The 11,695-nt window shown below is 30.2% G+C and carries 12 protein-coding genes; 7 read left to right on the top strand and 5 right to left on the bottom strand.

Translation table 11 applies throughout. The features are described 5' to 3' along the window. Positions 1-1,031, top strand: a 1,031-nt coding sequence (locus tag ABWP78_RS06120; RefSeq protein WP_353169895.1) for an ATP-binding protein, incomplete at its 5' end; no start/stop codon positions are given. A gap of 58 nt (positions 1,032-1,089) precedes the next feature. On the opposite strand, the gene ABWP78_RS06125 is transcribed toward ABWP78_RS06120, so the two are convergent. After that, positions 1,090-2,556 carry an aminoacyl-histidine dipeptidase gene (locus ABWP78_RS06125; RefSeq protein ID WP_353169896.1) on the bottom strand — a complete coding sequence of 489 codons (1,467 nt, stop codon included), beginning with the start codon at positions 2,554-2,556 and terminating at the stop codon, positions 1,090-1,092. A gap of 114 nt (positions 2,557-2,670) precedes the next feature. Here ABWP78_RS06125 and ABWP78_RS06130 point away from each other — a divergent pair, with 114 nt between their 5' ends. Continuing rightward, on the top strand, positions 2,671-3,732 hold the full coding sequence (locus ABWP78_RS06130) for a DUF3810 domain-containing protein (protein ID WP_353169897.1): 1,062 nt from the start codon (positions 2,671-2,673) through the stop codon (positions 3,730-3,732). Next, positions 3,722-4,912, top strand: a complete 1,191-nt coding sequence (locus ABWP78_RS06135; protein ID WP_353169898.1) for an LETM1-related biofilm-associated protein — start codon at positions 3,722-3,724, stop codon at positions 4,910-4,912. Before ABWP78_RS06130 ends, ABWP78_RS06135 begins: the two co-directional genes overlap by 11 nt. Here the strand turns inward: ABWP78_RS06135 and ABWP78_RS06140 are convergent. Then, positions 4,909-5,832 carry a LysR family transcriptional regulator gene (locus ABWP78_RS06140; protein WP_353169899.1) on the bottom strand — a complete coding sequence of 308 codons (924 nt, stop codon included), beginning with the start codon at positions 5,830-5,832 and terminating at the stop codon, positions 4,909-4,911. The genes ABWP78_RS06135 and ABWP78_RS06140 overlap by 4 nt on opposite strands. A gap of 103 nt (positions 5,833-5,935) precedes the next feature. Here ABWP78_RS06140 and ABWP78_RS06145 point away from each other — a divergent pair, with 103 nt between their 5' ends. Genes ABWP78_RS06145 through ABWP78_RS06160 form a run of 4 tightly spaced genes read left to right on the top strand, consistent with a single transcriptional unit; the run spans position 5,936 to position 8,981 of the window. Next, positions 5,936-6,214, top strand: a complete 279-nt coding sequence (locus tag ABWP78_RS06145) for a hypothetical protein (protein WP_353169900.1) — start codon at positions 5,936-5,938, stop codon at positions 6,212-6,214. Between the two features lie 55 nt (positions 6,215-6,269). Continuing rightward, positions 6,270-7,052 (top strand): DUF6671 family protein, encoded by a 783-nt coding sequence (locus ABWP78_RS06150; RefSeq protein ID WP_353169901.1) that lies wholly within the window; start codon positions 6,270-6,272, stop codon positions 7,050-7,052. 3 nt (positions 7,053-7,055) lie between these two features. Then, the gene (locus ABWP78_RS06155) at positions 7,056-8,015 is read left to right on the top strand and encodes an L-threonylcarbamoyladenylate synthase (RefSeq protein ID WP_353169902.1); all 960 of its coding nucleotides are present in this window, start codon (positions 7,056-7,058) and stop codon (positions 8,013-8,015) included. A gap of 3 nt (positions 8,016-8,018) precedes the next feature. After that, complete coding sequence (locus ABWP78_RS06160; protein ID WP_353169903.1) at positions 8,019-8,981, top strand: sodium-dependent bicarbonate transport family permease; 963 nt, start codon at positions 8,019-8,021, stop codon at positions 8,979-8,981. A gap of 6 nt (positions 8,982-8,987) precedes the next feature. On the opposite strand, the gene can is transcribed toward ABWP78_RS06160, so the two are convergent. The 3 genes from can to ABWP78_RS06175 form a co-directional block, all read right to left on the bottom strand. Continuing rightward, complete coding sequence (gene can / locus ABWP78_RS06165) at positions 8,988-9,632, bottom strand: carbonate dehydratase (protein ID WP_353169904.1); 645 nt, start codon at positions 9,630-9,632, stop codon at positions 8,988-8,990. Positions 9,633-9,643: 11 nt separating this feature from the next. Next, positions 9,644-11,284 carry a SulP family inorganic anion transporter gene (locus ABWP78_RS06170; RefSeq protein WP_353169905.1) on the bottom strand — a complete coding sequence of 547 codons (1,641 nt, stop codon included), beginning with the start codon at positions 11,282-11,284 and terminating at the stop codon, positions 9,644-9,646. A 68-nt stretch (positions 11,285-11,352) separates the two neighbouring features. Then, positions 11,353-11,667, bottom strand: coding sequence for a hypothetical protein (locus ABWP78_RS06175; protein WP_353169906.1), 315 nt, complete (start codon positions 11,665-11,667; stop codon positions 11,353-11,355). Positions 11,668-11,695 lie beyond the last annotated feature (28 nt).

Here is an 11,695-nt window from a genome sequence, read left to right on the forward strand (position 1 = left end):
ACTGTAATCCAGAAACGGTTTCCACAGATTTTGATACGGCTGATAAATTGTATTTCGAACCTGTTTTTTGGGAACATATATACGATATTATTCAGCACGAAAAACCAGAAGGTGTGATTGTGCAATTAGGTGGACAAACGGCTTTAAAATTAGCTGAAAAATTATCGAAATATGGAATTAAAATTTTAGGAACTTCATTTGATGCTTTAGATTTAGCAGAAGATAGAGGAAGGTTCTCTGATTTATTAACGGAATTAAAAATACCATTTCCACAATTTGGAATAGCTGAAAGTGCTGAAGAAGCCACGCTGCTTGCTGACACATTAGATTTTCCATTATTGGTTCGCCCTTCTTATGTGTTAGGAGGTCAAGGAATGAAAATTGTAATTAATAAACAAGAATTGGAAGAACACGTAATTGATTTATTAAAATCAATACCAGGAAATAAACTTTTATTAGATCATTATTTAGATGGCGCCATTGAAGCTGAAGCCGACGCTATTTGTGATGCAGATGGAAATGTTTATATTATTGGAATTATGGAGCATATTGAGCCTTGTGGCGTCCATTCTGGTGATAGTAATGCTACCTTACCTCCTTTTAACTTAGGTGAGTTTGTAATGCAGCAAATTAAAGATCATACAAATAAAATTGCAGTAGCTTTAAAAACGGTTGGATTAATTAATATTCAATTTGCGGTTAAAGACGATATTGTTTACATTATTGAAGCAAATCCTAGAGCATCTCGTACCGTGCCTTTTATTGCAAAAGCGTATGGAGAACCATATGTGAATTATGCAACGAAAGTAATGCTTGGCGCAAATAAAGTAACCGATTTTACTTTCAATCCGCAATTAAAAGGATATGCGATAAAACAACCGGTTTTCTCTTTTAGCAAATTTCCAAACGTAAACAAAGCTTTAGGTCCAGAAATGAAATCAACAGGTGAGAGTATTTTATTTATTGATGATTTAAAAGATGATCAATTTTATGACTTGTACGCAAGACGAAAAATGTATTTAACGAAATAAATAAAAAAATCCCAATCGAAAGATTGGGATTTTTAGTTTATGCTATTTTTTCTTTATTCTATTTTCTAACTGGAATATTCTCTAAAATTTCTAATACAAATTTCCAATATTTTTGAGCGGATGCAATACTTGCTCTTTCATCTGGACTGTGTGCGCCTTTTATGGTTGGTCCGAAAGAAATCATATCCATTTCTGGATAATTTATCCCTAAAATTCCACATTCTAAACCAGCATGACAAGCTACAACGTGAGCTTTAGTTCCGTTTTGTTTTTCGTATATTGAAGTTAAAACATCTAATATTTCTGAGTTGGCATTTGGCGTCCAACCTGGATACGAACCACCAAAAGTCACTTCGCAACCCATTAATTCAAAAGCGGAGCGTAAAGCGTTTGCTAAATCAAATTTTGAGGTTTCCACAGAAGATCGTGTCAAACATTGCACAGTTAATTTCCCATTAGCAACTGTGATTTTTGCGATATTATTTGAGGTTTCGACTAAATTATCAAAATCGGCACTCATTCTATATACACCATTATGTGCTGCATAAATGGAACGAACCATATAAAACTGAGCCATTGGAGGCATCACTTTAGTTGGAGTCGTCGCCGATTTCTCAATCACAATTTCTAAATTGGGTTCTGTAGTTTTAAACTCAGCTTTTATTTCATTGATAATTTCTTGCATATCAAATGTAAATGCTTCATCGTAAATAGGAGCAATGGCTACTTCAGCTATACTTTCTCTAGGAATGGCATTGCGCAAACTACCACCATTAATAGTTGAAATTTGTAAGCCAAAATCTTCAAAACCATTAAATAATAAACGGTTCATAATTTTGTTTGCATTACCTAAACCTTTGTCGATATCCATACCTGAATGTCCGCCATTTAAACCTTTTACGGTAATGGTATAACCAACAGCATCAGTAGGAGTATCTTCTTCATTGTATTCTGCAACTGCCGTAACGTCTACACCGCCTGCACAACCAATATCAATTTCATCGTCTTCTTCGGTGTCTAAATTTAAAAGGATTTCACCTTCTAATAAGCCACCTTTTAATCCCATTGCGCCTGTCATACCAGTTTCTTCATCTATCGTAAACAAAGCCTCAATGGCAGGGTGAGGAATTGTAGTGCTTTCTAAGATTGCCATAATTGTGGCAACACCTAATCCGTTATCGGCACCTAAAGTAGTTCCTTTGGTACGAACCCATTCGCCATCAACATACATTTCAATACCTTGTGTGTCGAAATCGAAATCCGTATCATTGTTTTTTTGATGCACCATATCTAAATGCGATTGCATTACAATGGTTTTACGATTTTCCATTCCAGCAGTAGCCGGTTTTTTTATAATTACGTTTCCAACTTCGTCTTTAATGGTTTCAAATCCTAATTTCTGACCAAATTCCATCATAAATGCAATAACACGTTCTTCTTTTTTAGATGGACGTGGTACAGCATTTAAATCGGCAAATTTGTTCCAAAGTACTTTTGGTTCTAAATTTCTTACTTCTTGACTCATTTATGAATTATCTTTTTATATTATTTAATAAGATTTTTTTTGAAATACAAAGTTACAAAGTTTAATTTCTTAATAAATGAAATTGTAGTTATATTTACAATTTAAATTCAATCTGTGAATAAGTTATACTTTTTAATTATTCAAGTTATTCTGATTAACGTGCTTTCACTTTTTCCAGACTTTACAGAGCGCTTTTATAGCAATGGTTTGTATTTGTACATCTCTAAAAGTAGTCGAATTATTTTTGGTTGGATTCCTTTTTCTGTGGGCGATTTATGTTATACGTTATTGTTTTTCTTTATTTTTAGATGGATTTATAAAAATAGAATTGGCTTTTTTAAAAATTGGAAAACAAACGGCTTGACTATTTTGAGTTTTATTTCGATTTTGTATTTCTTTTTTCATTTTTTGTGGGGATTGAATTATTACAGAATTCCGTTGCATAAAAAAATAGGTATTGAAAAAGAATACACCATGGAACAATTGCAAAATTTGACGTTAAAATTAATTGCCAAAACAAATCAGTTGCAGCTTCGAATAGAAAAAGAACAGTATAAAAAAGTAGTTTTTAATTATTCGGAGCAACAAATGTATGAAATAGCACCAAACGGATATGCTAATTTACCTAAACCGTTATCGCATATTCAATATCAACATAAAAGTATCAAATCCTCAATTTTTAGTTTGCCATTGAGTTATATGGGATTTGGTGGATATTTAAATCCGTTTACCAATGAAGCGCAGGTAAATTATTTAAAACCAAAATATACTTCACCATTAACAATTTGTCACGAAATGGCGCATCAAACCGGAATTGCATCTGAAAGTGATTGTAATTTTGTTGGATTTATAGCCGCTTCGCAAAATAAAGATGTGTATTTTCAATATTCGGCGTATGCTTTTGCTTTAAATTATTGTTTGTATAATTTAGAGCTTTTTGAAGAAGGAAGTAGTAAAATGTATAAAGTATTTATAAATAAAGGTGTTTTGGAAAATTTTAACGAAAACAAAACCTTTTGGAAACACTATCATTCGTGGATTGATACTTTTTTTGAATACATTTACGACACATTTTTAAAGATGAACCAACAAAAAGACGGAATGGAAAGTTATAGTAAATTTGTAGGTTTGTTAATTAATTACGATTTAAAACACCAGATAATTCATGCAAATTAACCCATCAATTAACGGTTGGATTGAAAAGTTCCTAAATCAGTATGGTACAGATGTGTCAGATTACACAACTGATGAATCCTTTTTTTTGGCATGCCAGAAAAGTGGTTTAATCTATGGTTATGTCGTATATTATCATCTAGAAACAGAATTAGAAGACTCAAAATGGGATACTGAAGAAAAGATGAAAGTCGGTTTTTTAGCTACGCTTTTTGCTTTGTATAAAACAAAAAAAGAAGCGGATTATCAACTATTTATTGAAGATTTATTTCAATTTTATAATATAGTATCAAAAGGAAATTTTAGTTTTTTAAATATTGTTTTGCCATATTCTAATACCTATCAAAAATTAGAAAGCATTATCAATGAACGTTTACAAACTAATGATAATATTGTTACCAAAAATTTCACACATATGGTTACCAATTCCATGTTGTATATAGATATTTTGGCTTTTGAATATTATTTGAATTATAAAACAATTAATCTTGATTTTTTTAAGAATTTAGAACGTAAATGTTTGGCATTAATTATGTTTTCATTGAATGTGAAAAAACATAAATCGGAGTACGATATAATGCTTCTAAAAATGTTCGAAAATTCGTTGCGATATTCTAAGGTTTCTAAAATAAATAATAACGAAATTATTGATATTGTTTTTGAAGGAAGTCGGTCTGAATTAGAAAGTTTATATCTATACGAAATTGCTCACATGACCTTGTTAAGCGATGGTGTAGTATATGAAAGCGAACAGGCTTTTCTTACTGAATTTACTTTAAAATTAGGTTTAAATAAAAACAATCAAAATACTGGTTATGAACTAGTTGAATTTATTAATAAGTATAAAAAAAACCTGCCTTTTTATAATTTGAATCATCCCGTAAAACAGTTTTATACAAACACCCAAGATAATATTGCAAAGTTAGTAAGCAGAAATAAAACTAGGTTACTTAAAGAACTTTCTGAAAGTAAAGAATTGGTAAAATTATTGGGAAAATCAACTCAAAATGAATTGAGTTTTGAAGAAAAAAAGAAAGTAAAAAAACAGTTATTAGACATCTGCAAAAGCATTCCTTCGCTTACTATTTTTTTACTTCCGGGGGGTGGTTTATTATTGCCAATTTTAATAAAGTTTATCCCACAATTATTGCCTTCTGCTTTTAATGAAAATTTAAAAGATTAATAATTCGAAATCCAAGAAAAATATTCGTTTTTAATTTCTTCGTGGGCGGCATTTATGTGTTTTAGATAAGCATTTGCGACTGGACTAAATTTTTTCCCTTTTAACCAAATTAATCGCCAACTAGAAACAATTGGTAATTTTTTTACTGGAATTATTTTAAGATCACCTTTGTCTAATTCATTCTTCAGTCCAATTAATGGCATTATCGAAAGTCCTAATCCTGCAATTACAGATTGTTTTACTGCTTCATTTGAAGTTAATTGGAGTTTCATATTTGGTTTAATTCCGTTTTGATCTAAATAATTTTCCATTGTAATTCTTGTTGCAGATCCAGCTTCCCTATATATAAGCGGGTAATTTGCAGCGTATTCAGCTAAATCATTTTTAGGATTAATATCTACATATTTATTTCCAATCAAAAACAGCTTGTTTTCTAAAATAATTTTCGATTCAACTTCTATATCTTTTGGAAGTATTGAAACTAAAGCAAAATCAATTTCATTATTTTTTAACGATTTTAAGACTTTTGTTTTGTTTGTTACATCCATTTCTAGTTCTACTTCTTTGTTGTTCATTAAAAAATCACTCAAAAAATAGGGGATAACATATTTTCCTGTAGAAACTACTGATAACTTTAACCTACCTGATAATTGTCCTTTGTAAGCTTGTGTTTTATAGTTTATTGCATACACTTCATTAAGTATAACTTCAGCGGCGGCTGCAATTTCTTTACCAAAATCCGTAATATAAATTTGTCTGCCGACAATTTCTGTTAATGGAATATCAAACTGGTTTTGAAAATTTTTTAATTGTATTGAGACAGCTGGTTGAGTAAGAAACAATTCTTCAGCAGCTTTAGTAATACTTAAAGTTTCTGTTATTTTATAAAAAACCTGAAGTTGATGTAAAGTATATTTCATAAATATATTTTATGGTTTACATTACAAATATAAATAAAAATTTATGAATTAAAAGTTTCAATTTTGCAACGTAAAATAATTTTAATACATAAAACAATAAAACATGGAAAAAGTACAAGATTACAAATTTATTGATGGCGTTTTTACTATAGATGACGCGGACAAACTTTTAATTGCTTTATTAAATTATAAAATTGACTATCATAACAGAGAAGATTTTAGTAATCATATCCGATTTAATCATGAAATAGCACATTCGAAAGTTCGTATTCAAGAGCTGTTGGCAACTAAAGATGAAGTAAAACATCTTATTGACAGTGCAAAAGAGAAAAATAAAAAATTGGTAATTAATAGTACGCTAACCATTCGTTTAGAAGAATAATATGTTTGCAGGTCGAAAAGTACTAATTGCTACAAAGCATAAAAAAGAGCTTGTTATGGCTCCCATTCTTAAGAAAGAACTTTCGATTTCTAGTTATGTTTCTGAACAATTTGACACGGATACTTTAGGGACATTTTCAGGTGAAATTGAGCGTAAAGATGATGCCTTAGTCACATTAAGAAATAAATGTATCCTTGCTGCAAATACTACAAAATCTGATTTTGTAATTGCTAGTGAAGGTTCTTTTGGAGCACATCCATCGATTTTTTTTGCGCATGCCAATCAAGAATTAGTAATGCTTAAAGATTTTAAAAATGATCTTGAAATTATAGCCAAAGAAATTAGTTTGGAAACCAATTTTAATGGTCAAAAAATTTCTAATGAAACAGATTTGCTGACTTTTGCTAAAAAAGTAAATTTTCCGTCTCATGCACTAATTTTAAAATCAGATGAAGTAAATTTTTCAACTATTTTCAAAGGCATACAATCTGAAAAAGAATTATTAGAAAAATTTTATGAAATACAAAAAAAGAATGGTTGTGTTTATGTAGAGACGGATATGCGAGCAATGTATAATCCAACACGTATGAAAGTAATTGAAAAAGCAACTTGGCAGTTAATTGAAAAAATAAAATCACTTTGTCCAACTTGTCAAACACCGGGTTATGATATTATTGATGCTGTTTCAGGTTTACCGTGTGAGCTATGTAAAAATCCAACCCGCTCCACTTTATATTATTTGTACCGATGTAAAAAATGCCAATATAGTAATAAAAAAATGTTTCCTAGAGGAATTACTTATGAAGACCCAACATATTGTGACACGTGTAACCCATAATTTATGATTCAAATATCAAAAGATTTAGATTTAGCCAAAAATCTGTTAGAGAATGATGAAGTAGTAGCTATTCCAACAGAAACGGTTTATGGTTTGGCAGGAAATATATTTAGCGAAAAGGCAATAAAAAAAATATTTGAAACAAAAAAAAGACCATTTTTTAATCCGTTAATCGTTCATGTGCATTCCTTAACTTGTTTAGAAGCGGTATGTTCAGAAATTCCTTTAAAAGCGAAATTATTAGCTAATAATTTTTGGCCTGGTCCGCTAACGCTTGTATTAAAAAAACGAAATTCTATTTCTGATTTGGTTACTGGCGGAAAAGATACAGTTGCGGTTAGAATCCCTAATCATTATTTAACTTTAGAATTATTGTCTAAACTTAATTTTCCATTAGCAGCTCCAAGTGCAAATCCTTTTGGTTCTATTAGTCCGACTACTGCAGAACATGTAGCAAATTATTTTTCAAATACACTTTCATTGGTTTTAGATGGCGGTAATTGTTTGAATGGTATAGAGTCTACAATAATTGGATTTGAGAATGAAGAACCAATTTTGTACAGACTAGGGGCTATTTCAAGAGAAGAAATCGAAAGCGTTATAGGTTCGATTTTAATTAAAAATAAAAATGAGAAAGCACCAGTAGCACCAGGAATGCTAACCAGACATTATGCGCCCTTAACAAAAACTATATTAGTTAGTGATATAAAAAAAGAGTTTGAAAAACATCCAACCAAAAAAATCGGTTTTCTATTATTTAAGAACCAAGTCTTAAAAAATGAAAATGTAGTAAAAGAAATTCTTTCTGAAAAAGGAAGTTTAAAAGAAGCTACAGCTAATTTATATGCGGCAATGCATAGGTTAGATTCTCAAAATTTAGACCTAATTATTGCTCAAAAGTTTCCTGAAATCGATTTAGGAAACTCTATTAATGATCGTTTGGAACGAGCTACTAAAAACTAAAAAATGAATTTAGATTTATTATTTGAAAACCTTACAAACCCAGCGTTACTTTTTTTTATTTTAGGAATTATTGCTGTTAAAGTAAAAAGTGATTTAGAAATACCACCCAATTCTTCTAAGTTCATCTCGTTATATCTTTTATTCTCTATCGGATTTAAAGGCGGACAAGAGTTAGCTCATAGCGAATTTACATTGGAAATTGTTTGGTCTGTATTGTTAGGTGTAGTTATCGCATTGATTATTCCGATATATTCCTTCTTTATTTTGAGAAGAAAATTTAATGTTTTTGATGCCGGTGCAATTGCCGCCGCTTATGGTTCAGTAAGTGCAGTAACTTTTGTAACTGCTGCTTCATTTTTAGAGATTCAACACATGGCGTTTAGCGGGCATATGGTTGCTGTTATGGCGTTGATGGAAGCACCAGCCATTATTGTAGGTGTAATATTAATCCGAATGTTTGATAAGAAAAAAGAAACGAATACATCGATTTTGTCTTTGGTAAAACATTCGTTTACCAATGGAAGTGTACTCTTAATTTTAGGAAGTTTAGTAATTGGCTTGTTAGCTAGCGAAGAACAAGCTTTAGGTATTAAACCATTTACAAATGATTTGTTTAAAGGTTTTTTAGCTATATTTCTTTTAGATATGGGTATTGTAAGTGGTAAAAAATTAGGAGACTTTGTAAAAAGCGGCTGGTTTGCCGTATTTTTTGCTCTTATTATTCCTCTATTTAACGGTTGTATAGTGGCTTTATGCAGTCAAATAGTTACTGATGATATAGGAAATCGATTTATTTTAGCAGTTTTAGCAGCAAGCGCCTCATATATTGCTGTGCCTGCTGCTATGAAAATTGCCGTACCAAAAGCAAATCCAGGGTTGTTTTTGCCCATGGCATTAGCAGTAACATTTCCTTTAAATATTACTATAGGTATGCCAATTTATTTAACGCTAATTAAATGTTTGTAACTATTTTTAGTTCGAAAACTTCAATTGATAGACTTCATCTAATTCTTCATTAGAACTCATGTTTACACCTAAATCGGTTACATAACCTGAATTTAAACCGTAGGTCCAACCATGAAGTGTAAGTTCTTGTCCATTTCTCCATGCATTTTGAACAATTGAAGTTTTTGCTAAATCAAATACTTGTTCTTGTGCATTAATTTCAACAAACTTATTAAAACGTTCTTCTTCATCTTCGATTGAATTTAAATACGTATCATGTAAACGATATACATCTTTAATATGACGAATCCAGTTATCAATTAATCCAATAGATTGATTACCCATAGCAGCTTTTACTCCACCACAGCCATAATGTCCACAAACAATAACGTGTTTTACTTTTAATACATTTACAGCATAATCTAATACACTCAGCATATTCATATCACTATGAATAACCATATTTGCAATATTTCTATGAACAAAAACTTCACCTGGTTTTGCTCCAATAATTTCGTTAGCCGGCACACGACTATCTGAACAGCCAATCCATAATAAAGGCGGTTGTTGTCCTTTAGCTAAATCTTTAAAATATTCTACGTCAATTGCTAATTGATTTTCAACCCATTTTTTGTTGTTGTCTAAAATCTTTTTGTAAAAATCACTACTCATTTTTCTATATTTTAATTATTATTTCTTATTATTTCTACTTTTCGTTTCAATGCATTGTATTTTTTTTCAAAAGTTACAGTGCTTTTAAAATATTCATTATTTTCTAAATTATATGCTTTTTTAAAACCTTCTAATTTCACATCAATCTTTAATTCTTTTGCATTAACTTCTGCAAATTCTGTAATCATAGTTAAAATATCGTGTGCAATATAAACAGTATTTGATGCATTAATGGTTACAAAAGCATTTTCTGGTATTTCAGATAATGTTGTTTTTATAGCCGCTTTATTCAAAAACGAAACTTCCTGTGCTAAATCGATATGAATAATGTCGCCATCCTGATATTCTTCTTTTTTGAAATGATAGGCACGTTTCATATTTCCTTTTAAAACAAATATAACACTAATAATCATTCCCAAAGCAACACCTTTCAATAAATCAGTAAAAACTACTGCACCAAAAGTAGCTATAAATGGAATAAATTGGTATTTTCCTTTCTCCCAAAAATGTTTAATTGTTGCAGGATTTGCCAATTTATAACCCACTAATAATAAAACTGCTGCCAAAGTTGCTAACGGAATTTTATTCAATATTGTTGGAATTGCTAAAACGCTCACTAATAAAAGCACACCGTGAATTATTGCTGACATTTTTGATTTTGCTCCAGCAGTATTATTTGCAGTAGTTCTAACTACTACAGAAGTCATTGGTAAACCACCTAAAAGTGAACTTAAAATATTACCAATTCCTTGTGCTTTTAATTCCACATTTGTATTGGTATATCTTTTTAAAGCATCCATTCTGTCAGAAGCTTCAATGCATAATAAAGTTTCAATTGAGGCAACGACAGCAATAGTTATCGCAACAATCCAAACTTTTGAATTTGAAATTGCAGTAAAATCTGGAGTTACAATGATATTTTTGAATTCTTCTAAAGTCGTTGGAACGGGTAAACTAACCAAATGCTCTTTTGTAATTGCGAAATTACTTCCAGATTGTATAAAAAATTCGTTTAATAAAATACTTACAATAACTGCTACTAAAGCTGGTGGAATTAGTTTTATTTTCTTTAAAACATCAACTTTATTCCATAAAATTAATATCGCTAACGAAATTGCAGCTATAACTATCGAACCCAATTGAATATGATTAAATATATTGAAAATTTCAGAAAAAGTATTTTGTCCATCCGGTTGAAAAAAAGATTCATCACCTTCAAAATCTGGATCATAACCAAATGCGTGAGGAATTTGTTTCAATATAATAATCACTCCAATTCCAGCCAACATTCCTTCAATAACATTGTTTGGGAAATAATTTGAAATACTTCCAGCTTTAATAAAACCTAGTATTAACTGAATTATTCCAGCAAGTAAAACCGCTAAAAGAAAAGTATTAAATGAACCTATATCTGTTATGGCGGTTAAAACAATTGCAGTTAATCCTGCAGCTGGACCAGAAACACTTAAATGCGACTGACTTAAATATCCCACTACAATACCGCCAACAATACCCGAAATAATACCTGAAAATAATGGTGCTCCACTTGCTAATGCAATACCGAGACACAATGGCAATGCCACAAGAAAAACCACTAAACCTGAAGCAAAATCAGATTTTAGGTTTGCAAAAAGATTGATTTTTTTTGACATACTAAAATATAAATTTAATAAATTATTTGTACGATGTTAATTTAAAAACATCGAAAAGCAAAAATATATTAAACTATATCTGGAGGTGGCGAAAAAATTTCTCTAAATTGAGAAGTATGATTACTTAGAAAATGAAATAAATTTACTACATCATCATTAATTGAAGTTTTGAAATAAATTTTTTCTGTAAATATTATTTTGTCAAAAAAATCCAGTTCATTTTTATCTAATTCTTTTTCTTCAGAATTATCAAGCTCTTTTTCAGATTTATCGATGTCACAAAATGAATAGCATTTTTCAACATCCTTAACAAACCAACTAAGTGTAGGCATCGTTAATGATGTTACGAAAATAAAAATTACTATTTGTGCTATGATTTTCAATGTATTAAATAAATTTATAGCAAATATA

The sequence above is a fragment of the Flavobacterium sp. genome (assembly GCF_040402955.1).
Classification (GTDB): Bacteria; Bacteroidota; Bacteroidia; order Flavobacteriales; family Flavobacteriaceae; genus Flavobacterium.